The 21,936-nt window shown below is 50.2% G+C and carries 24 protein-coding genes and 1 riboswitch; of the genes, 19 read left to right on the top strand and 5 right to left on the bottom strand.

Annotated elements, in window-relative coordinates; genetic code table 11:
* The first annotated feature begins 75 nt into the window (after positions 1-75).
* Positions 76-828: an ABC transporter ATP-binding protein gene (locus MHH48_RS29715; RefSeq protein ID WP_076324803.1), complete on the top strand. Its 753-nt coding sequence runs from the start codon at positions 76-78 to the stop codon at positions 826-828.
* Positions 825-2,045 carry an ABC transporter permease gene (locus tag MHH48_RS29710; protein ID WP_076324802.1) on the top strand — a complete coding sequence of 407 codons (1,221 nt, stop codon included), beginning with the start codon at positions 825-827 and terminating at the stop codon, positions 2,043-2,045. The genes MHH48_RS29715 and MHH48_RS29710 overlap by 4 nt, the downstream gene beginning before the upstream one ends.
* Positions 2,046-2,176: 131 nt before the next feature.
* Here the strand turns inward: MHH48_RS29710 and MHH48_RS29705 are convergent, their stop codons facing one another.
* On the bottom strand, positions 2,177-2,308 hold the full coding sequence (locus MHH48_RS29705; protein ID WP_083659776.1) for a sporulation protein YjcZ: 132 nt from the start codon (positions 2,306-2,308) through the stop codon (positions 2,177-2,179).
* A gap of 123 nt (positions 2,309-2,431) precedes the next feature.
* Here MHH48_RS29705 and MHH48_RS29700 point away from each other — a divergent pair, with 123 nt between their 5' ends.
* Together MHH48_RS29700 and MHH48_RS29695 are read left to right on the top strand one after the other, a co-directional pair.
* Positions 2,432-2,608, top strand: a complete 177-nt coding sequence (locus MHH48_RS29700; RefSeq protein ID WP_179090692.1) for a hypothetical protein — start codon at positions 2,432-2,434, stop codon at positions 2,606-2,608.
* Positions 2,609-2,743: 135 nt separating this feature from the next.
* Positions 2,744-3,418, top strand: a complete 675-nt coding sequence (locus tag MHH48_RS29695; RefSeq protein ID WP_076324801.1) for a hypothetical protein — start codon at positions 2,744-2,746, stop codon at positions 3,416-3,418.
* Positions 3,419-3,534: 116 nt separating this feature from the next.
* Here the strand turns inward: MHH48_RS29695 and MHH48_RS29690 are convergent, their stop codons facing one another.
* Together MHH48_RS29690 and MHH48_RS29685 are read right to left on the bottom strand one after the other, a co-directional pair.
* Positions 3,535-4,833, bottom strand: coding sequence for an aminotransferase class I/II-fold pyridoxal phosphate-dependent enzyme (locus tag MHH48_RS29690; protein WP_076324800.1), 1,299 nt, complete (start codon positions 4,831-4,833; stop codon positions 3,535-3,537).
* Between the two features lie 125 nt (positions 4,834-4,958).
* A complete protein-coding gene (locus MHH48_RS29685; RefSeq protein WP_076324799.1) occupies positions 4,959-5,573 on the bottom strand; it encodes a pyridoxamine 5'-phosphate oxidase family protein in 615 nt (204 codons plus the stop codon).
* A 123-nt stretch (positions 5,574-5,696) separates the two neighbouring features.
* Here MHH48_RS29685 and MHH48_RS29680 point away from each other — a divergent pair, with 123 nt between their 5' ends.
* The 3 genes from MHH48_RS29680 (at position 5,697) to MHH48_RS29670 (ending at position 9,486) form a co-directional block, all read left to right on the top strand.
* Positions 5,697-7,160 (top strand): PLP-dependent aminotransferase family protein, encoded by a 1,464-nt coding sequence (locus tag MHH48_RS29680; RefSeq protein WP_076324798.1) that lies wholly within the window; start codon positions 5,697-5,699, stop codon positions 7,158-7,160.
* A gap of 59 nt (positions 7,161-7,219) precedes the next feature.
* Positions 7,220-8,005: an AraC family transcriptional regulator gene (locus tag MHH48_RS29675; RefSeq protein ID WP_076324797.1), complete on the top strand. Its 786-nt coding sequence runs from the start codon at positions 7,220-7,222 to the stop codon at positions 8,003-8,005.
* A gap of 626 nt (positions 8,006-8,631) precedes the next feature.
* Positions 8,632-9,486, top strand: a complete 855-nt coding sequence (locus tag MHH48_RS29670) for an SDR family oxidoreductase (RefSeq protein ID WP_076324796.1) — start codon at positions 8,632-8,634, stop codon at positions 9,484-9,486.
* Positions 9,487-9,551: 65 nt separating this feature from the next.
* On the opposite strand, the gene asd is transcribed toward MHH48_RS29670, so the two are convergent.
* Positions 9,552-10,355, bottom strand: a complete 804-nt coding sequence (gene asd, locus MHH48_RS29665; protein ID WP_076324795.1) for an archaetidylserine decarboxylase — start codon at positions 10,353-10,355, stop codon at positions 9,552-9,554.
* Between the two features lie 163 nt (positions 10,356-10,518).
* Positions 10,519-10,631, top strand: a riboswitch (TPP riboswitch).
* Positions 10,632-10,722: 91 nt separating this feature from the next.
* Between asd and MHH48_RS29660 the strand changes: the two genes are divergently transcribed.
* The 9 genes from MHH48_RS29660 (at position 10,723) to MHH48_RS29620 (ending at position 19,217) form a co-directional block, all read left to right on the top strand.
* Entirely contained in the window at positions 10,723-11,352 is a 630-nt protein-coding gene (locus tag MHH48_RS29660; RefSeq protein ID WP_076324794.1) for an ECF transporter S component, read from the top strand.
* A 37-nt stretch (positions 11,353-11,389) separates the two neighbouring features.
* Positions 11,390-13,021, top strand: coding sequence for an ABC transporter ATP-binding protein (locus MHH48_RS29655; RefSeq protein ID WP_179090699.1), 1,632 nt, complete (start codon positions 11,390-11,392; stop codon positions 13,019-13,021).
* The gene (locus MHH48_RS29650; protein WP_076324792.1) at positions 13,018-13,824 is read left to right on the top strand and encodes an energy-coupling factor transporter transmembrane component T; all 807 of its coding nucleotides are present in this window, start codon (positions 13,018-13,020) and stop codon (positions 13,822-13,824) included. Before MHH48_RS29655 ends, MHH48_RS29650 begins: the two co-directional genes overlap by 4 nt.
* A gap of 274 nt (positions 13,825-14,098) precedes the next feature.
* Positions 14,099-14,668 (top strand): TetR/AcrR family transcriptional regulator, encoded by a 570-nt coding sequence (locus MHH48_RS29645; protein WP_076324791.1) that lies wholly within the window; start codon positions 14,099-14,101, stop codon positions 14,666-14,668.
* A gap of 4 nt (positions 14,669-14,672) precedes the next feature.
* Positions 14,673-15,032, top strand: a complete 360-nt coding sequence (locus MHH48_RS29640; RefSeq protein ID WP_076324790.1) for a multidrug efflux SMR transporter — start codon at positions 14,673-14,675, stop codon at positions 15,030-15,032.
* Positions 15,033-15,885: 853 nt separating this feature from the next.
* Positions 15,886-16,536, top strand: coding sequence for a response regulator transcription factor (locus MHH48_RS29635; RefSeq protein WP_244878861.1), 651 nt, complete (start codon positions 15,886-15,888; stop codon positions 16,534-16,536).
* Positions 16,536-17,468: a sensor histidine kinase gene (locus tag MHH48_RS29630; protein ID WP_076324788.1), complete on the top strand. Its 933-nt coding sequence runs from the start codon at positions 16,536-16,538 to the stop codon at positions 17,466-17,468. Before MHH48_RS29635 ends, MHH48_RS29630 begins: the two co-directional genes overlap by 1 nt.
* 143 nt (positions 17,469-17,611) lie before the next feature.
* Positions 17,612-18,535, top strand: a complete 924-nt coding sequence (locus MHH48_RS29625; protein ID WP_076324787.1) for an ABC transporter ATP-binding protein — start codon at positions 17,612-17,614, stop codon at positions 18,533-18,535.
* Positions 18,528-19,217, top strand: coding sequence for an ABC transporter permease (locus MHH48_RS29620; RefSeq protein WP_076324786.1), 690 nt, complete (start codon positions 18,528-18,530; stop codon positions 19,215-19,217). The genes MHH48_RS29625 and MHH48_RS29620 overlap by 8 nt, the downstream gene beginning before the upstream one ends.
* 81 nt (positions 19,218-19,298) lie before the next feature.
* Here MHH48_RS29620 and MHH48_RS29615 read toward each other — a convergent pair whose 3' ends face one another.
* Positions 19,299-19,496, bottom strand: coding sequence for a hypothetical protein (locus MHH48_RS29615; protein ID WP_076324785.1), 198 nt, complete (start codon positions 19,494-19,496; stop codon positions 19,299-19,301).
* Between the two features lie 650 nt (positions 19,497-20,146).
* Here MHH48_RS29615 and MHH48_RS29610 point away from each other — a divergent pair.
* The 3 genes from MHH48_RS29610 (at position 20,147) to MHH48_RS29600 (ending at position 21,852) form a co-directional block, all read left to right on the top strand.
* Positions 20,147-20,737, top strand: a complete 591-nt coding sequence (locus MHH48_RS29610) for a polysaccharide deacetylase (protein WP_083659775.1) — start codon at positions 20,147-20,149, stop codon at positions 20,735-20,737.
* On the top strand, positions 20,734-21,483 hold the full coding sequence (locus MHH48_RS29605; RefSeq protein WP_076324784.1) for a polysaccharide deacetylase family protein: 750 nt from the start codon (positions 20,734-20,736) through the stop codon (positions 21,481-21,483). Before MHH48_RS29610 ends, MHH48_RS29605 begins: the two co-directional genes overlap by 4 nt.
* A 222-nt stretch (positions 21,484-21,705) precedes the next feature.
* On the top strand, positions 21,706-21,852 hold the full coding sequence (locus MHH48_RS29600) for a hypothetical protein (RefSeq protein ID WP_256720734.1): 147 nt from the start codon (positions 21,706-21,708) through the stop codon (positions 21,850-21,852).
* The last annotated feature ends 84 nt before the right edge of the window (positions 21,853-21,936 follow it).

The following is a 21,936-nucleotide window of genomic DNA, read 5'->3' as shown; positions in this document are numbered from 1 at the left end:
GTTTTCGGGTCCGATTCAGCGGATGTGGTCGAAATCCATAAGGACCGGACTTTTCAGAATAAGAGGTGATCAATAATGAGTGAACAGCCGGTATTGTCTGTTCAAGGATTAAGCGGCGGGTATAGCATGAACCGACCGGTTCTGCATGACGTAACCTTTCAGGTTAAACCGGGTGAGATGGTAGGTTTGATCGGCCTGAACGGCGCGGGCAAGAGTACCACGATGAAGCATATTCTCGGGCTGATGAATCCGCAAAAAGGGAGTATTCAGGTTCAAGGGAAGAGCCGCACAGAGCATTCGGAAGCTTATCACGGCGCCCTGGCGTTTGTTCCTGAATCCCCGCTGCTGTATGAGGAGATGACGGTACGCGAGCATCTGGAATTTACGGCACGTTCCTATGGCGTATCCCATGAAGATTATGAGGCGCGTTCGGAGCAGCTGGCGAAGATGTTCCGTATGGAAGAGAAGATGGACAGCCTGTCCACGCATTTATCCAAGGGTATGCGCCAAAAAGTGATGATCATGTGCGCTTTCGTAGCCAGACCGTCGCTGTACATTATTGATGAGCCCTTCCTTGGGCTTGATCCGCTCGGGATACGTTCGCTGCTTGACTTCATGCTGGAGCTGAAGGCGTCCGGCGCTTCGGTCTTACTGAGCTCTCATATTCTCTCCACGATTGAGAATTATTGCGACCGGTTCATCGTGCTGCACCGCGGCAGCATCATTGCTCAGGGGACGCTGAAGGAAATTCAGGATCAAGCCGGAAGACCCGGCATGTCGCTGGAGGAGCTGTTTAATGTGCTGATTCAGGACGGTAACGGCGAATGAATCTGCGTGAACTGTATGTCAAACGACGCGGACAGTTCTGGGGTGAAATTTTCCCCTATCTGGGCTATGTCATACAGAGCGGGGTAGCCGTCGTATTTCTGTTCGTTCTGATTGCATTCGCTGCCTGGTACACCGCACTACTGCAGAATATTCCACCAGATCTGCCGATTCGCTGGATCATGATGATTTTCCTTGTGCCTCTCATGATCAACAGCAGTATCCGCACGTATCTGCGTTCGGCGGATACGGTGTTCCTCATTCCGCAGGAATCCCGGATGAAGGAATACTTCCGTAAAGCGTGGTTCAGCGGCGTCATTTATAAAATCATCGGTTTAGGACTGGTGATGTTAATTCTATGGCCTCTATACATACGCAGCGATGTTTCGCCAAAACCGCTGCTCGCTACGTTTGTTGTTCTAACGCTGTTTAAATTGCTGTCCAGCTATGGGAGCTGGAAGGAGCAGCTTATGGTGTCAAGGAACGCGGCAGCAGCCTACCGGGCACTCCGCTGGATCGTTCCAGCGCTGAGCTTAGCCGCCTGGTTATGGCATCCATCGGGCCGCGCCCTCCTATTTATGGCTCTGCTCGGCCTCACGTATGTAGCCGCCTTGTCAGTCCCCGTCAAGCATTTGGTCGCTTGGGAGCGATTAATCGCCGTCGATGAGAGACAGGCGAGCCGGGTGATGATGGTGCTGAGCTGGTTCGTGAATGTGCCTCAGCGCGGGCAGCGTATCCATGCGCGGAAATGGCTGTCCGGATGGGGCAAGGGATTGGCGTGGAAGAAGGAAAGCGCCTATCGATTTCTTCTTATTAAGAGCCTGACGCGCAGTGATATTCTGGGTATACTGATTCGGGTCGGACTGCTGGGTGCCTTTCTTGTGTGGGCGACCCGGGAGAGTCTGGTATCGGCGATTGTGTATTTGATCAGCCTGATGATCATCGGACTCCAGCTGTCTGCACTGCGAAAGCTTCATCCGGAATCGTTCTGGCTGCATGTCTACCCGCTTCCGGAAGGAACGCGCCGCGACAATGAAGGGAAGCTCATCTTCCAGGTGCAGCTGTTCTGGGCTGTCCTGCTGTGGCTCCCGCTCATTCCGGGCATTCTTAGTGCCCCCGGGCGTATATTGGGTACGCTGGTTGCAGGTATCGTGCTTGTATTTCTGTTCCGAAGCGCTGCTGCTCGGAAGAGCCGGCGTGAAGACGATGACGACGAATAAATGGGAAGAGGCCGGGACGTTAGCGTCCCGGCCTTCTATTGTCATTTATAGTATGGGTTATTCCGTTTGCAGAAATCGCAGTGCGTGGTGTGGCGAGCTGCGATTTCTGTTCGGCTGTTATCTCGTTGTCATTACACCCAGAAAGAACGAGTGATGATAACGAGCAGGATAAAGAGAACCAGGATTGCTCCAACTCCGTATCCACCGCCGTATCCGCCGTATCCGCCGTATCCACCGTGTCTTACTTCTTCAACTGCACCCATGTTCATTCCCCTTTCAGTTCGTTGATTTGTAGTACACGGTATTGTATGTGGCTAATCGTCTATGTGTATGGGCGAGCGTTTATATAGGGCAGAAGAAAAAATGAAGGTGCTGTCCACAAAGTAATGTTCCAATTTGACGTAATTCTCCTGGGCAAGAAACAGAAGCACGCTCGTGAAGATCTTCTCCAGTACGTCTTTCATACGCTCGGGACGAAAGCGATTGATGGTTCGGAAATCCGGACGCTGTTTCTGGCAATCCACATGAACATGACATTCTCGCGAACGGCTTTGGCGATCTGACGAGAAGAGTAGATCCGTTTGTGGGGGCAACAGCGATGGGAGGAACGATTCGTACATGGAGCGTCTTCTAACAGCAAGAAGGGGGCCTTCATTTATGTTAGGATGTAAAATAATCATGAAAAATTGGAGGGGGAAATGGATATACATCACAGGTTGAATCAGATTAGAGTACAGAACAAATCAACTACAAAACAAAAAGTCTTTTCAATAGTAAGTGCAATGATAATCGGAGCTATTTTGGGTTTAGCAGCAAAACTTGTGGATGCTCCGGGTATTAACCCCATATTTGACAATATCGGTGGACGTCTTGGCATATGGGTATTTGTTGCCGCGCTTTTATCGGTGTTCAGCTATTCGCCCAAAATAGCAGCTGTAAAAGTATTCGTCTTCTTTGGATCCATGCTTACCGTTTATTATGCTTACACCGTGCTTTTTCTACACTTTTTCCCAGAGAGAGCCATTGTCTTTTGGGGTATATGCGCGGTGATATCTCCTGTTTGCGCTTATATTATGTGGTATGCGCGTGGAAATGGATTGTTTTCTCATATGGTTTCGGCGCTTCCCATCACAGCTTTGCTGTCAGAAGGGTTTGAATTACGTCATGCTTACTTACCCATTCACACTCATTACTATTTAATCCCATGGCTTATGGGAGTATATCTAATGATGATCTTAGTTTTATTACTTATCATTCCTAAAAATAAAATGCAATTTGTAGTCGTTTTACCTATAGCCCTTATATTGTCTTTTATCATGATCTATTTTAATGTTTTAGGTCGGATATTTGGCGGCATGAACGGTGTATTTTAGGAATGTCGCAGAACATAAATAATGCCCTCCCGACTTCCTGTAGGGAAGTGAGAGGGCTGAAGAGTTTAATGTTCTCGTTATTTGGAGCTTATATCTTCTTCATATACAGCCGATCATTAAGCCTTCTGCAGGTCCTGAATTCCTTTGTAGACCAGGTCGAACAGATCCTCCAAATACTCCTCGTCAATACAAGAGAAGGCGATCCGGAGATCATGCTCGCCAAGGGCGATGGTTCCTACGCCATACTCATGGATGAGATGGGAACGGAGCTCTTCGGCGTTTACCGTGTTCAGCTTCAGGCACATGAAGTAGCCGGAGTTAAACGGATAATATTCCCATGCATCGCCGTATTTGCCGCTGTCGAGAATGGATTTCACTTTGTTCGCGCGGCCTTTCATGATGACGAATTTCTCTTCCTTCTGTTCGTGGAATTCCGGCGTCTTCAGCGCCTCCAGAACAAAGGTTTGCGAAGGGTGGGAGGCGCTGGATATCGTTGCCCGGATAATGCCGAGCGTTTTCTGCTCCAGTGCGTCCAGCACGTCTTTATCTTCTGCCGCATACGTGATAAAGCCGACACGGAATCCCCATACGAATTCTTCCTTGGTCGCACCGTCGACCTTCACAGGAAGCACGCGAGGGTGAAGGCCTGCCAGACGTCCGAAGAGCGATTCCTTCAGTGAATCTTCAAAGAACAATCCAAAATACGCATCATCCGTAACGACGACAATATTCATGCCGGCTTCGGCGGCTTCCTGGATCGCGGACACGATGGCAGCTCCTTCCTGAGCACCAGGCGTATAGCCCGTCGGGTTGTTCGGGAAGTTCAGCAGAACAACCGCTTTGCCTTTATCCTTCTGGCTGAGCAGAGCTTGACGAAGTCCTTCGGCGTTAAATTTCATATCGTCCGTAAAGAGAGGATAGGTTACATGAATGCCATGGCGGCGAATGCCGAATGTCAGCTCGTAATTCTCCCAGTTCTTATCGGGATAAATCACGGCGTCCCCTTCATCCACGAACAAATCGGCTACGATGCTAAGACCATGCGTCAGCGCATTCGTGACGATGGGATTGCTGAAGCTCTTGCCTTCAAGCGAAGGGTTCTCTTGAAGCATCTTGTTTCGCCAAACGGAGCGCAGCTCCGGTTTGCCTGCTGGAGGGGCATACGGGTACAGATCCTTCGGCTGGTAAGCCGAAAGTTTGTCCTGGATGACGCCCAGATGCATCGGGACTCCGCCTTCGGTTGCAATACCGATCGTAGCGTTATATTTTTTCGCATGGCTCGTCGCTTCCGCAGATTGGCTCAGGATGCCTTCTTTCGGGAAGTAGATTTCTTTGCCGAGTGTGGAGAGCATGTCGTACACATGCGGATTGCCGGCTTGCATTTTTCCATTCAATTGACCAACCAATGGGTTCATGAACTGATTCCTTCCTTCCGAATACTTTTGGTTAAGGTAAGTGTAGGTGACAAGTTGCCTTTACGTTTTCATTGCCTAACATTATACCACTTAGCCCAGTAACCGTCACGGATAATTGTAATGCTTTAACGCGGTCCAGGATGGTACTTGCATATCAGTCCGGCGGTTTCTTTATCCCGCTCTTTGCCCCGGCATTCAAGCCCTTCGACTACGGTCTGAAGCGAATCCGGCTTCAGGTTCTGGCCGAACTTGAACTTGGCGCTCATTCGCTGCGGAGCGAGTTTGATGACCGCTACCCCTTTCAGTCTGGGGATATAAGCCCGGTCATTCGCGTCAATGGCGCGGTATCCGCCTTCAGGCTGCAGTTTTGTCATCAGTGCCTCCATCGCAAGAGCCTTTTCCTCCAGATCATCCACGATCACCACCTCGCCGATCGCCGTTACGCTTTTGAAGTAGGCCGTAGCCGGGCAGGCCATCTCCGGATCGGAGAAATAGGAAGGGATCAGTGCATACTCATCAGCTATGGTAAAGCACACGGCGGGCGTCCGGCGCAGATGATCCATTTTTTCACCCATCCGGCTGCCGTGAAAATAGAACGCTCCGTTCACATAAGCAAAGTTCAATGGCGTTACACGTGGAATCCCCTCTTCATCGGCTGTTCCAAGGAAACCAAAGCTCATGCCGCTGAGGAAATCCTCGATCTCTTGTTGATCCTCCATCGCAAACTCGTCTCTTCTCATGGTTAAACGCTCCCCCTATCATTTTGAATAACAGTTTACGATGAATATTGACAAGGAAAAAGCACCAATTTAGAGTAATTTATATAGTCCAATTTTATATCAAGAATGATAGGAGTCGTCATGATGGAGCTGGGATTGCCGTTCGAGACGTATGTGGAACAATATCGATATAAATATTTGGCTCTATACCACGCGATTCGCGCTGCCATTCATAGCGGCAAGCTGCCGGAAGGAACCCGCCTTCCCGCTACACGCGAGCTGGCAAAGCTGTATGGTGTGTCCAGAGGATCGGCCGCGCAGAGCTATGACATGCTGATGGCCGAAGGTTATGTTGTGTCCAGGCAGGGCAGCGGAACTTACGTGGCGGAAGGGATTGCCATGGTAGACCAGCCGCCGCTGGCCGAGGGAGCACCGGTGCTCTCTACTTGGGGGCAACGACTGATGAGCCAAAGCGGGGATTATACCTCGGCACAGATGCTGCTGAGAGAACCTCCCCCAGGTACAATCTCATTCGCGAATGCACGGATGCCCATGGAGGATTTTCCGTATTCGGAGTGGCGGAGCGCGTTATCCTATGCAGGTGGAAGCGGGGGAGTCGAGCTGCAGAACGGAGCGCCGCCGGAGGGAGACCTCGAACTGCGCCAGGCGATAGCCGGACACTTGCGTTTTACGCGGGGAATCCAGGCCGCCCCCGAGCAGATCGTGATCTTCAGCGGATCCATGCAGGGGCTAGTCCTCATGTTTCAACTGCTGGTTGATCCTGGCGATCAGGTGGTCATGGAGGATCCCGGCTATCAAGGAATCTATCGGGGCATCAGCCTGAGTGGCGGGATTCCGCTGCCATCCCCGGTAGACGATACCGGATTGATACCACGTGACTGGGACGCAAGTCTGCTTGTCGTAAGCCCCAGCCGTCAATACCCGACGGGAGCGGTGCTGCCGCTGGAGCGAAGACGGGCGCTGCTGAATTGGGCGCGAAGCCGTCAGGCCTTTATTATCGAGGATGATTATGACAGTGAGTTCCGCTGGGGCGGCAAGCCAATTGAGCCCTTGCGGATGCTGGATAGCGAGGGACGTGTCATCTTCGTCGGTTCGTTCTCCAAAACGATGTTCACCGGGCTCCGCATCGGGTATGCTGTGCTGCCCCCAAGCCTGGTTGAGGCGGTTGTGCAGGCTAAGGCTCTGTACGAGCCGATCTCACCAGCCGTATTGGAGCAGCGCGCGCTGGCGCGCTTTATTGTGCGAGGGGGTTACGGTCGGCATCTTAGAAGAATGACTCGGCTGTATGGTACACGGTATGAGGCGCTTCGCCAGGCGATGGATACGCATGCCTCCGAACTGTTTCGTCTTCATCCCGGCGATGCCGGCCTGCATGTTTATGCGAACTGGCTGCGCTCCGAGGAAGAGTATGCCCAGTTCCAAGAAGCTGCCCGCAAACGCGGTGTCATGTTTCGGGATGCATCGGTATATCATCGTATACCCGGATTGCCTGCCGCATGCTTTGGCTTCTCGCATCTGGACATAGCCAGCATTGAAGAAGGGGTTACCCGGATTGCGCAGGCATGGCTGGACATGCAAAAAACATAAAAAACGGGTATGATGGAAAAGAGGTCAATTTTTGAATGAGATGAGGGGGTTATGACGTGATGCTAAATGCATCGCCGTCTTCTTTTATAATCATGTCTGCGCTTGCCAAAATCGTATGTGAGCCAGGCTGGAAATGGCAAAAACGCGAAAGACCCATGCAGAATTATGATTTGTTCTATGTATGGAGCGGTGAAGGCACGGTCGAGCTCAATGACGAGCCCTTTGCTGTGGGAAAAGGAAGCTGCTTCCTGTTCCGACCAGGAGATCATACGAGTGCGACGCACAATCCGCAGAAACCGCTCGTATTGACATATATCCATTTTGATGTGGCCGACCCGGTGCAGCATATCCCTGCATCCTATCGCAAGCTGACGGAAACGATGGATTTTGAATATTTGCTCGCGCGCTACGTGCGTTTGTATCTGGACAAGCCCTATGGATCATTGGAGGAGGGGCAGCTTATTCTGAAACAGCTGATGATTCATCTGCTGCGTTCAGATCTTGCTGAGCCGGTGGTCAAAAAAGCAAGCAATCAGCTGTCAGAGGCTATCCATGAAATCGCGAATTATGTCCGTCAGCACCCGGGGGTTCCCCATCGGGTAGAGGATTTGGCCGCTAGAGCGGGGTTGTCCCCCCGTTACTTCTCGATCAAGTTCAAGGAACTGATCGGCACGCCGGTGCAATCATACATCATTCAGATGCGGATCGAGCGAGCGCAGCATCTGCTGCTGCACCAAGGCATGAACGTAACGGAGGTAGCTGACGCGCTGGGTTACCGGGATATTTTCTTTTTTAGCCGGCAATTTAAGCAGTATACGGGCAAGAGCCCATCCGAGATTCGGTGATTCCCTCGCCCTTCCATAACTTACCTGATTGGTAGGAGGGGTTAATGGTTTCATAGCAAGCGATTTAGGGTAAAAAACGAGATACAGTTTTATTTTATGAAGGGGGGAGAGAGGAATGAGCCCAAGAAGACGGGTGCGTGGACGTTTCTTCAGTCGTGGTGGCTGCGCTATTTTCAGAAATCGCTTGCGCCGTATGAAGACAACGACTCAAGATCATCAGGATGTATGGTTTTAAATGAGACCTGGCCTACATACGGGTGACGTTGAATCCCGTTATCATATACGCTTTTCTCTGGATGAACGCAAAAGGGAGCTAAATGGCTCCCTTTTTTCGATATGTTTTGGGGTCCCCGCAAAGTATTTGGAATAAGCATCGAAGCATAGGCTCCACTTTGTGGGGCTATTTAGTGGATACATATGTGGATAGGGACTCTTTCTGATTACGTTGTAAAAGGATGCACATATGGATAGGGGCTCTGATTACGTTGCGAAATTTTGTTATATTAGGAGTAAGCATAAAGCGCTAAACGCAGGGTTAGAAAAATGGCCCGGGCAGGCATTTCGAATAACGGAAGGGTGATGGGTGTGATGGAGAGAGTGGCATTGGCCGAGCAAGCGGTGATCCGGTGGTAACGGCGGGAGCAGGAAAGGTTGCGCTGATCACGGGCGCGTCGAGCGGGTTCGGACTGCACATCAGCTTGGAGCTGGCAAAAGCAGGTTATGACGTGGCAGCGGGTCTGCGCAGGCCGGAGACGGCTGCAGAACTGTTGGCCCGAGCCGAACAAGCCGATGTTGCCAAGCGTATTCACGTATTCCAGCTGGATATCTGCATCGAGGAACAAGTCAAGGCCGCTGCCTTGGAGTTGGAGCAGAGGTATGGCCGGTTGGACGTGCTGGTTAACAATGCCGGGGAAGCGGTAGGCGGCATGGTGGAGGAAGTGCCGCTCAGCGGCTGGCGAAAGCAGATGGAGACGAATTTTTTCGGGACCGTATCGGTGACACAGCATATGCTGCCGCTGCTCCGGCGAACCGGAAAATCCAAAATCATTCTCATGAGCAGCATTAGCGGCGTGGTCGGATTTCCGGGTTATGGACCCTATGCGTCCTCCAAATTTGCGCTGGAAGGGTTTGGCGAAAGCCTGTCCATGGAAGTGATGCCCTTTGGCATTGATGTCGTGCTGATCCAGCCTGGTGCCTATGGTACGCCGATCTGGAACAAAAGCTTTGGGGAGCTTACGGTGAAGGAAGGATCACCCTACAGCGGTCTGCTGAAGGGCGTGCTGGACTATTCCGAGCGGACAGCCAGGGGAAGCGGGGATCCGCAGGAGGTAGCCAGGCTTGTGGCAAAAATTGCGTCCATGGCTAAGCCCAGGTTCCGCTATATGCTGCCCCGAGGCACGCGGGCGACCGCATGGATCAAGGGCGTACTGCCGGATCGGCTGTTTCAGCGGATCATTTATCGGATGCTGGGTCGGCGTTAATCATTCATGCAGCCAATGATTTATGGCCTTAACTTGTCATGCGATGTTTGGTAAGGTAGATGGAATCACCCTTTTCTGGCTGGGGACGGGTGAAGCAAACCGAGCAGTTCTCCCATCTTCACCTTGGAGCCGGGTTCCAGGTCACCTCGAGGGGTAAACGTGCCGTTCTCCGTCAAAAGTACAACTGTAGAGCCGAATTCAAAGTACGCGAGTTCATCGCCGATTTCGTATTTCTTCACGTTCTCGTCAGCATAACGGATGCTGCTTACGTTCATGGCTCCGACCTTCACGACGGCAACTTCGCCGAACTCATGCGCAATATAGGTAATGAGGCGCTCATTGCGGCTGAGCACATTCCGGATATGGGTCATCGCAAAATCGTTCACGGGGTAAACGCGTCCCTTCAAATGCTCGCTTTCCGCCTGAACACCGGTTACCGGGGAATGAATGCGATGATAGTCGGTCGGGCTTAAATACAATACAAATGCATAACCGTGGATGTAGTTTTCCATTCTCGGTGATTTCGCGAGCAGCTCGCTCAAGGTATAATCCTGTCCCTTAACGCTCAGAATGGTACCGGCGTTGACGACGCCCATTGCCGAAATTGTGGCATCGACTGGGCTTACCATGGCGTCGGCGGTGTCATCTATGGCGCGGAGGCCTATTTTTAACCGGCGGGAAAAGAACTCGTTCAGTGAGCGGTATTCGTTGATTTCTTTCTCCGCTTCGTGCGCCGGAATTTGATAAATTCGTATGAATGCAGGTATTAGATGACGGCTCAGCCGGCTGTGGGAACAATGCCCCATGATTCGGGACAGCCACTTGCGGGAAGACAGCTCAGTCATCAGACGCAGCAATTGTTTAGCCATGTCATTCTCCTTTGTGCATAGGTGTCAGCAATAAACGTTGGTGGAAAAGCCAATCACTCTGATATTGACATAGAATGAGATGGAAATCAATAAATAGCCATTTTTGAAAAAAGGTTCTTGCTTATTCCGGAGTGAATGTGTATTTTAAAGTTAACATAAAACCGAATAGGAATACGGGGGCTTGAGTGAATCAGGCTGAGATTGCAGCTGCTATCCGCTGTTGACCGTTAATCTGAACTGGGTAATGCCAGCGTAGAGAATATCCGACCCTGCCTACATAGGGCCTATTTTTCCGTCTGCGCGTTTTTCCAGACGGTTTTTTGTTGTGTTTACACAAAAATAGAGGTGGAGAGGGGAATGTGTTGTTATGGGAACGTCTGTGCAAGAGAAGTTGGGGGTTCAGCCCCGAAAAGGACTGCGGTTAAGCGATATTTTGGTTACGGTACTGGTATCACTGGTGCTTGGCGTCATTTATCACTTCTGGGGTTCGGTTTACAATCTGTTAAAACCGCTGTTCTTTGAAGCGGATGAGTTGTTATACGGCATGTGGTTCGCTGCAGCCACGCTTGCTTACTTGTTGATCCGGAAGCCGGGAGTGGCCATTATCGCGGAAGTGGCGGCGGCCCACGTAGAAGTGCTGTTTGGCAGCGGCTGGGGATTGACCCTACTGCTGTATGGCGTCATTCAAGGACTGGGGGCTGAATTGGTATTCGCGGCGTTCCGTTATCGGAGCACCTCGGCGTGGACGCTGGCGATTGCCGGTGCCGGAGCAGCCATCGGCTCGATGATCATGGACTTCTATTACAGCTATACGGATGACCTGCAGACGTGGATGTTCCTCGCTAAATACGGTATGCGGGTACTTAGCGGCGCCGTCATTGCAGGCCTTCTTATGCTCCTGCTGGCTAAAGCGCTTGACCGTACGGGCGTGACATCCCTGCTCCGTCCAGCGTCGAAGAAGGATTACGAAGCACTGGATGATCCGCGCCATGTCTAATGCCACGGTTAGCCCGGTTCCGGCTCAGTCTGTTGAGATGCTTCCGGAACCGGCCGTGTATGTGGAGGGATTGCGCCTGAAGTATCCGGGCGAGGAGCAATTGATGTTCAAAGACCTCTCCTTCTCGGCTGTCCGCGGGGAGAAGGTGCTGCTGCTCGGTCCGAGCGGCTGTGGCAAATCTACGCTGCTGCAGGTGCTTAGCGGGATGATTCCCCACGCGACGGAGGTGCCGATGAAATGCGAGGCCCAGCTGATTCCACGCTCTTGGGGTTATGTATTTCAAGATCCGGATACCCAGTTCTGTATGCCGTACGTGGATGAAGAGCTGGCTTTCGTACTGGAAAATCTAAGTGTCCCTCGTGACGAGATGAAGGATCGGATGCAAGCGGCCCTGCGCGAGGTGGGGCTTGATCTTGAGGAGCTCCATATGCCGATCGGGCATTTGTCCCAAGGCATGAAGCAGCGACTTGCGCTGGCATCGGCTCTGCTGCTGGAGCCGGAAGTGCTGTTCCTTGACGAGCCGTCTGCGCTGCTCGACCCGGAAGGCAGGGAGCAAATCTGGTCCGCGGTGAAGGCCGTATCGGAAGGGCGTACGCTGATCATCGTGGAGCACCGGATTGAAGAAATGGCCCAATATGTGGATCGTGTCGTGCTGTTCAGCCCGGATGGGGTGATTCTGGGCGAAGGTCCCCCAGCAGCGATATTCGCTGAATATGAGCGGGAACTCCAAGCCTATGGAATCTGGTATCCCGGCGTATGGGAAGATTACGCGGAGTCTCGGGTAGGACGGGAGCTGTTTGCTCCGGTAGACGTGTTTGGCGATGAGTCAGGTAATCTTGTACATGAGGCTGCTCCGCCGTACGCTCAACATGGGGAACCTGTCATTCAACTGGCGGATTTTAGGGGAATGAGATGGGATAAACCCGTTATCGCTCTCCCTTCTGCGGAGGTGGTTCCGGGACAATTCATTGCGGTGGTAGGACCCAACGGAGCAGGCAAAAGCTCGCTGCTGTTAAGTTTGATGGGGCTGCTGCGCTCCGAAGGGACCTATGTGCTTTGTGGGGAAGAGGTCATTCAGGGCAAGCGCCGAAAGGTGCGGAAGAAGAGAGAGCAGCAGCTGCGCCAAATCGGATTCGTGTTTCAGAATCCGGAGCTTCAATTCCTGACGGAGCGCATCGGTGATGAGGTGGTTTACTCGCTGCTGGTGGATCATGTGCCGCCGGAGGAAGCGAAGGCGCAGGCCGACCGCTGTCTTGAACGCTTTGGACTGGAGGGCATGGAGGCTAGGCATCCGTACCAGCTGTCGACAGGCCAAAAGCGCCGCTTGAGCGTGGCTACGGCCATGGCAAGACAGCCGTCCGTCCTTCTCCTGGATGAGCCAACCTTCGGACAGGATGCGCGGAATACGTTCGCGATTCTGGAGATGTGCGAGCAGCTGCGCCGCGCGGGAACCGCCATTCTCATGGTGACGCATGAAATGGAGATCGCGCAGCGGGTTGCCACGCATATATGGGAAATCCGGGAGGGACAGCTGACTTCGAGCATGCCTTCCCCGCGCTGGTCTGGCAGGATTGCATCCGAGCAGACGGCTAAGAGAGTAAACGGCGCTGCCGATCCTCGGGGCACCTTAGCCGCGGCCGATCATCGCCTCACGGGGGTGAACGCATGAATATATGGAACCCCGTGCGGATCACTTGGCTGCACCGGGCGAATCCGGTGGTGAAGCTGGGACTGATCTGTGCGCTGTTTTTCATGACGGTGCTGACCCATGATCTTGATTTTGTCATGTATCAGGCGCTTATCTTTATGGTCTGTCTGGTGGTGCTCAGCGGGGTGAAGCCGTGGAAAATGCTGTTGTTCTTTATTCCGTTTCTGCTTGCCTTCATATCGTCCGCCTCTTCCATGATGCTGTTCGGTAAGGGGGAGACGATCTGGTGGGAGTGGGGATTGTTCCGGGTATCGGAAGAAAGCTTCTACCGGGGGCTGCATTTGGGCTTTAAAGGAATTGCCTTTGCTTCGGAGGGACTGCTGCTCGTTACGACAACGTCCTCGGTGGATTTATTCTACAGCCTGATGCAGAAGCTGAGGCTGGCGCCCAAATATGCCTACAGCTTCATGGCTTCGATCCGGCTGCTGCCCATGGTGTGGGAGGAATATGTAATTCGCCGCCAAGCCTTGAAAGTGCGAGGAGTTCGCCCGATTCGCGGGATTCGCGGCATGGTGAATCGCGCAGGACTGTATGTGGTGCCGCTGCTGGCGCAGAGCATCCGCCGGGCCCATCGGGTAGCCGCTGCGATGGAGGCCAAGCAATTTGACGGAGACCGGGCGAAGGCCCGAACGTATTATTACCCGTCTCGTTATTCCCGCTACGATCTTCTGGTCGTCGGATTACTGACAGCTGCCGCGTTCTGCGCCTATGCTGCAGCCGGAAATTTTCCTTGGTTCGGCATTGGCGACGTGCGGTTTGATTAATGGGTTGTTTTCTCAATGAGAGCCTGCTTAAGGTATATAAGCGGGTTCTTTTTTTATGAGATCAGATTAACTCCAGAGGGTCTAGCCTGTTTATCTCGCAAGAAAAACTTTCTATTATAAGCGGCGGTCTGGCTCTTGAGAAAGTGCACGGATCGCATTTTTCTTCACACGTATATTTTATAGAAATCATGTCTGGATTTTATGCCGATGGAGGCGTTATAATACTAACGGTACCGACAAAGTATTTACAGTACCAGAAGGGGAGTTTGTTCACTTGCGCGAGCGAATATTGAATGAAACGATCCGCTTAATTCAGCGGCAGGGGTTTACTTTTACGGTTAGTGATCTGGCCCGCGGCCTTGCAATTAGTAAACGGACGATCTATGAGCACTTTTCATCCAAGGAAGAGATTGTCGAACATATCATCGACGGAATGATCCGGCATATTCAGCAGCGCGAACATGAAATTGCGGGGGATGAGGAGCTTACCGTTCTGGAGAAGATTCATCAGATTCTAATCTGTCTGCCGCAGGAGATGGAGAAGATGGATTTGGGAATGTTGCCGGATCTGAAGCGCTCGCATTATGCGCAATGGGAGAAGCTGGACACCTTTTTCAGAGAGGAATGGGGCATTGTTACTGAGCTGATGGAGCAGGGGATGGCCGAGGGAAGTATCAAACGAATTCATATGCCGCTATTCATTGATCTGTATCTCGGCTCGCTCCATCAGATTTATGATTCGAGGGCAACGGTGAAGCATCAATTGCCGCTAGGGGAGCTGCTGCAGTCCGTCATGGACATCTTATTGTTCGGCATTGCCGCAGAGAAACGGGAGGAGTCTTGAGATTATGCATTGGTTGTATTTAAGTTTGGCTATTCTATTTGAAGTGGCTGGGACACTGAACATGAAGCTGTCGGAGGGGTTCAGCAAACCGCTGCCCAGCGTTCTGCTGGTGGTGTTCTATATTTGCAGCTTGAGCTTCTTGACGCTGAGCTTGAAGCAGATTGAAATATCCGTAGCTTACGCGATCTGGTCGGGACTTGGCATCATGATCATTACCGTCATCGGTTATATGTTCTTTGCGGAGCAGATTAATGGTCTGAAAATATTCTCGATCCTGCTAATCATCGCGGGGGTCGTTCTGCTGAATCTATCCGGCAGCGCACATGCGCAGGAACAACCAAAGACGCACCAGTCCGGTCACTAAGGGCGATAGAATGAACCGGAATCTGCGGAAGAGCCGTACTCATGCGTAGAATGGAAGAGGGACCGTGCGCGAACACGATCCCCGAGTACAACGTACCGCCATAAGAGCGGCCTTACTATAGGAATTCGATCAGAAATAGACCGTGATCCTGACCAAGGGCGGTCTATTTCTTTTTATGGAACGAAAGTATTAACACAACCAGCGTCGCGAATGAAATTAGCGTCAATGTTTGGTACATTTTCGGTACTCGCCGTATTCAGCATGCGGTTTTTGATACAAGGCACGGGGATGTTAATCTGTATTTGGAGTCATTAGAAACTAATTAGGCTTTAGCCGGATGGAAGGAATCAGTCGAATGGAATATGTTACACGAAACCAGCATGGGCCATTTTGTTTTAGGTGTCGCACTTCATATTACAATCCGTCTTCCCTTATCGTTTGACGATCCATACGTTTGCCCTTAGGAATGCGAGAACTTTTCTTTTTGCAGCACTCTCATGGTTGCCTGGACATCCCCCCGCCCAAGAGCTGGCAGGAGTTGATGAACGTCCAGACCGCAACAACGTTCTAAAATAGCGTCCATTGTGCATCCCTCACATTTAAAAGATGCGGGTCATGCAGCCTTCGATTTGTATTTTTGTACACGTGCTTCATGCGACACTCGGCGGTACGCAAGGCTGCAACAGATCGGTTTGTGGGGTTATTTTAGTTTGAGCGGTTATTTGAAGATGAATCTGAATATACCTCGGAGCCGTTGTTTCCAGTATATTAGAGTTATGGACGTAAAAAGAAAGGCGTGAATGACGTGGCTTCGAACATACTTCTTGTAGAGGATGACAGCTCGATTGGCGAAATGGTAGAGAGCTATTTGACGATGGAAGGTTTTCAGGTGGTGCTTGCCAAAGACGGAGAGGAGGCGCTCGAGCGGTTTGCCGAACGAGATTATGACCTCGTACTGCTGGATATGATGCTGCCCAAGATCAGCGGTATGGATTTTCTTAAAAAAGTCAGGGAGAAAAGCCATGTGCCGGTACTGATCGTATCCGCAAAGGATGGGGAAGTGGACAAGGCGCTCGGCCTTGGTTTTGGCGCGGATGACTATATTACGAAACCTTTTTCGATGATTGAGCTGACGGCTAGAGTGAAGGCCGCTATCCGCCGCGTGACGGCTTATGCAATAGCACCCCCAACTGAGCAAAATAAAATCATCCGGGTCCATGAACTAGAGATGGATCTGGATCATTTGACCGTGACCAAAAACGGCCAGGAGATCAAGCTGACGGCCAAAGAACTGCAAATCTTAAAGCTGTTTATGACGAATCCGAAAAAGGTATTCACCAAGCAGCACATTTTCACATCCGTCTGGAATGACGACTATTTCGGCGATGAAAATGTCATTAATGTGCATATGAGCCGTTTGCGCGACAAAATTGAAGATCAGCCCTCCGATCCGCAGTACATCAAAACGCTGTGGGGCATCGGCTACCGTTTGGGGGAATTTTAGTGGTTGCCGTTCTGCTGATTGTTGTGATCATGTTGGCGTTGCTGAATGTGATGCAGTGGATGGGTCGGAAAAAAAGAGCTAAGCAGCTCGGCTACATCATCGATAAACTGAATACGATTGAGGATTCGTCCTCGCAGGAGCAACTGCTGCTTTTTACGGAGGATCCAGGATATCGTAGACTGTTGATTGCTATCAATCACTTGCTTTTGCAAACCAGGCAGTCCGAGACAGGATTTATGCGTACAGAAATCGCGATGCGCCGGATGTTGGCAAACATATCGCATGATTTGAAGACGCCGCTTACCGTGGTGCTCGGTTATATCGAAACGTTGAACCAGAAGGCCGACTTGCCAATGGAGGAAAGGGAGCGGCTACTGGATAAGGTGCATACGAAGACTGTAGAGATCGTAGAGTTGATCAACCGTTTTTTTGACCTGGCCAAGCTGGAATCGGGGGATAAGGAGATGCCCCTGACCCGCATACATATCAATGAAATTTCCAGAAACAGCATGCTGATGTTTTATGATCTGATCGAATCCGAAGGGTTGCAGGCTGACATCGATATTCCGGAAACGCCGCTTTATGCATGGGGCAATGAAGAAGGACTAAACCGCGCATTAAACAATGTGCTGAGCAATGCGATCCGTTATGGTTCACAGGGCAAGGTGATCGGCATGAAGCTGCGGGATGAGCAGGGCCGGGTGCTTATTGACATTTGGGATAAAGGCAAAGGTATTCATGAACGGGATCAGGAGCTTATTTTCGAGCGGATGTATACGCTGGAGGATTCAAGGAATAAAAGATTCCAGGGCAGCGGTTTGGGTCTGACGATTACGAAAAGACTGATCGAGCTGATGGGCGGGGAAATTCGCGTCGAAAGCAAGCCGTATGAACGGACCGTTTTCACGATCTCGTTAAAGAAGCTGTCGTAGCGGGCTCAACAGCATATTAGTGCTAGACAAAAACCGGAGCGGCCACCTCGCACACTTAAGAGATTCGTAAGAATTGCGCAAGAAATATGAAAATGTTGGCGGTTATACTATGATCAAGAGATAAGTGAGAGGGGCAAATATAAATGAGTTATGTCATCAGTACCCGCCATGTCAGCAAAACCTATAAAGGCAAAGATGTTGTCTCTGACGTCAGTATGAATATCAAGCAGGGGCAGATTTACGGACTGCTCGGTCCAAACGGAGCCGGTAAAACAACGCTAATGAAAATGATGCTGAATCTGGTCAAACCAACCAGCGGCGAAATTGAAATATTTGGAGAGAAGCTTACGCCTTCATCGGTTGAAATGTTTAAACGCATAGGCAGCATTATCGAGTATCCGATTTTTTACGATAAAATGACGGCGATTGAAAATCTGGAGATGCATGCGGAATATATGGGTTATTATAACAAATATGCAATTAACGAAGCGCTTGAGATGGTCAATCTGACTTCGATCCAAGGCAAATCGGTATCCGAATTTTCGCTTGGCATGAAGCAGCGTCTGGGCATGGCCCGCGCGATTATAACCAAACCGGAGCTGCTCATTCTGGATGAACCGATCAACGGACTCGATCCGGTCGGAATCAGGGAGTTCCGTGATCTGCTTCGTATGCTGAGCAAGGAATACCGGATGACGCTGCTGGTTTCCAGCCATTTGCTGAGCGAGATCGAACAGGTTGCAGATACGATCGGCATTCTTCAGGGCGGCAAATTTATCCGCGAAGTGTCTATGGATGAGATGCGCAGCGAAAACACAGATTATATCGAAATTGTGACCCCACAATGCAAACAAGCTGTATTTGTACTGGAAAATCAGCTGAAAGTCAGCAATTTCAAAATCGTCGGTGATTCAGTCATACGCATTTACGAGTCCAAATTTACGCAGCAGGAATTGACCAAGGCGCTGGTACTGAATGATGTGGCGATTGAATCGATAAACCATAAGCATACTTCGCTCGAGGAGTATTTTATGCATCAGATTAGCGGAGGTGAGCAGTATGCTTAAGCTGATCCGGATGGAGATGAAAAAGCAGAAGTTAGCCTGGTTTTTTAGAGGGGCGGTTATTGCAACGATCCTATGCGCCGGTTTCATGTTTCTTATAGCCTACACGGAGGGGAGCAGAGATCCTGCATTCGGGAGTTTCGCCGATGCGTTATCGATAGCGGGGCTACTTTGCCGTGCGGTATTTATCGTGTTTGCTTCAGTCTTGCTAAGCAGATTTATTATTGAGGAATACAAAAATAAAACGATCAGCTTATTGTTTACGTACCCGGTCGAGCGTAAAAAACTGATCATTGCGAAAATGCTGCTGGCTCTGGCTCTTACGTTTGGATCGATGCTCATCTCGACTTTGATCACCTGTATATCCATTCTGGCTCTGAACAGCCATTTTCAGTATATTCCGGGAAAATTGGAGGCCGGCGTACTACTGCATACGGGGATCCAATTGTTGATCCAAACACTGTCAGCAGCGTGCCTCAGCCTCATTCCTTTATTCTTCGGGATGCGAAAAAAATCCGTACCGACAACGATCGTGTCCTCGATCATTATCGTGGTCTTAGTCAGCAACAACAGCCAGGGCTTTTCGCTTAGCACAAATATAACGATACCGTTGATCTTGGGAGTTATCGGTCTCCTGATTGCTTATCTCTCGTTCCGTAACGTAGATAAGACGGACGTAGCTTAACTAAAAAAGCACTCTTCTTAACGGCAGCTTCGCCTGAAAGAAGGGTGCTTTTTTACGGAGATACCTACATGAATTTGGTGTTCATCTCCGGGGAATTCGGCCCGGCTTAGCTCCGGCAATTTTGCAGTGCATATCCATCTCGGATAAAAAAGCGATAATGTCATCGAGTAGCACATCTTTAAACATGCGGTCATGAGTGAATGAAATACCGGCTTCATAGAGGGCGATTTTGGTTTTGGCTTTTTTTAATTCCCCCAAGGGGATATCGCGGATGTTCATAAAAGATATGCTCTATTCGTTAACTTATGTTAATAAATTAATTCGAGTTGATTTATTTTGTCAACGAGCTCGATCGTGACGAAATCATCAATTTGTTTGGAGCTCATAGGGTCGAAAAAGCTTGCACTTTCGCAGGTTTTTCCTAAAAGAGCGCGATTTAGTCCGGGGAAAAGTGCACTTTTGTATCAATATTCCAATAACCTCTTTTTTTGTAGAGAGGTAGGAGGGGCAATCACTAAATCGGAGCACTGGTACTGCTACCACGGCAAAAGCGCCACCACGCAAAGCCCGCTGGTACTGCCACCGCGTAAAACGGACCGCTGGACTATCATTAGGTAAAGATCAAACACGCGCTGATAGGCGTAACATTACTCTTTTCGATCACTCGATGTCTCTTGTTAATGGTAATTCCAGCCCGGATTATCGGTACCATCTATTCCGCCGTACAAAGTGCGCATATCCCCAGTATTAAGACTTAAGAAAACATTAAGAAACAAGAAAGGGAAAAGATAGAATCATTTTTTAAAATAATGGCATGGGTTTCCGGTTATCCGCCGTCTAACTAAACAAATGCCTTTCCTGCAGGAATAAAGGCGAGGTCTAACTGCAGAAGACCGATTCAAAAATGGAAAAGAAAGATGTGACCAATAATGAACATGTTAGCTACCATTACGAAGGCAAGCGCTCAGTCGGTATGGATGGCTTGGGAAGCGGTTTTTGATCAAATCACGAAACTGCGCAGCGCCGGAATAAAAAGATACGGGATTTGCAAGCTGGTCATCCGCCGGCATCATGGAAAAAACCTGAAGTGCCAGGACGGAGAGTGGATTTATTCGGGGGATTGGGTCGGTGAACTCCATTTGGACAACCGGCAGGTATTGGAGCTTTCCAGAGAGCTGGGGGCTGACCGGGCCGCGCTTTTGACCGCAAGAATGCTGCGGAGATCGATCAAGCAAATTAGCGAGGCGATGGAGACGGAACCGGAGCTTGCGCAGGTCAAAGCTTTGACTGGAATAACGCTGCTGCACCGCGGTATTATTCACGGGCTCGGTTTTGAGCTGCATCCGCTGGAATCCAAGGGGTTTCGCGTGTTCTCTACTTATTATTTGCGGCTTTTACTCAAGGTGCTGCATCCGGTGGGCCGGGAACGCATGAAGAAAAATGCTCCCAAGCTTGTGCCCAAAATGCTGATACTGACCAGAAAATCATTGCTTTTGCGTTATTCTAAGGAAACGGCATGAGTATGGTGATGCTGAATCTGCTGCTGATGTTTGTCTTTATCTATATGATCATTCCATATGTGATCACACGGATCTGGGGATTTGGGGTAACCCTGCGCGGCCGGCGTGGACGGCAGATCGCTTTTACCTTTGATGATGGCCCAGACCCGCTGCATACCCCTAAACTGCTGGATCTTCTCAAGAAAAAAAGGATCAAGGCGACCTTTTTTGTACTGGGCAGCAAAGCGGAGCGATACCCGGAGCTTATGAAACGCATCCACATGGAAGGGCATCAAATCGGGATTCACAACTATTCCCATCTTCCCAATTGGCTAATGAGTCCGCGCCATATACGGAACAAGCATGTACACAAGTCTGCCGATATCATCGAACGAATCACGGGCGAGCGCCCGGCATTTTACCGTCCTCCATGGGGAATTTTGAATTTAGGCGATTTATTTGCTTTGCGAAAATACCGGATCGTGCTGTGGTCGATCATGGGATGGGATTGGGGCAAGGGGAGCAAGAACAAACCGCTCAAAGAACGGATCTTGGATCAGCTTGAGCCAGGCTCGATTATTCTGCTGCATGACAGCGGAGATACTTGGGGAGCGGAGCCTGATGCGCCGAGCCGAATGATCGCAAGCCTTGAGGAAGTGATTGACACGGTCCATATTAAGGGGTATGAATGCGTGCGCGCCGATGAACTGCTGCATAAGCCGCATGATTCGCGCAGCGAACTTTCAAAAGGCTTCCGGGTTGGATGATGCATGTAATATTAACAAAGAATGATCAAGGACCCAGATACTTTTAATAAAGTCGTGTTCGAACATAAAGGTACAGCCTTATGGATTTTGAGGTTGTGCTTTTTTATTTTGCCTGTTTACAAATGGAAAAATGTGGATTATTATGGTTTTAAATCGATCTATAAAATTAGAATAAATAAATTATATAGAATGAACTATAAATTAGATCGGGGAGATATATGAATGAAAAACGAACAACAATCACAATCCGTCGAGATTTCCGTGGAGCAGGCCAAACTACTGGGCAGCGCCCAGAGAATTAAAATTATTGGAGCACTGGATCGGAGCTCTTTTGTTTACCCAACCGAGAATCAAAATACCAATCAGTAATTCTTATAACAACGTTATTTCAATATTGGATGACGAGACGAATCGATCGAAAACACGCCGGGATCATTTGATATATCGGATATG

The organism is Paenibacillus sp. FSL F4-0100 (assembly GCF_037993005.1).
In the GTDB taxonomy this organism is placed as follows: domain Bacteria; phylum Bacillota; class Bacilli; order Paenibacillales; family Paenibacillaceae; genus Paenibacillus_AQ.
This window is presented reverse-complemented; position numbering and strand designations above follow the sequence as displayed.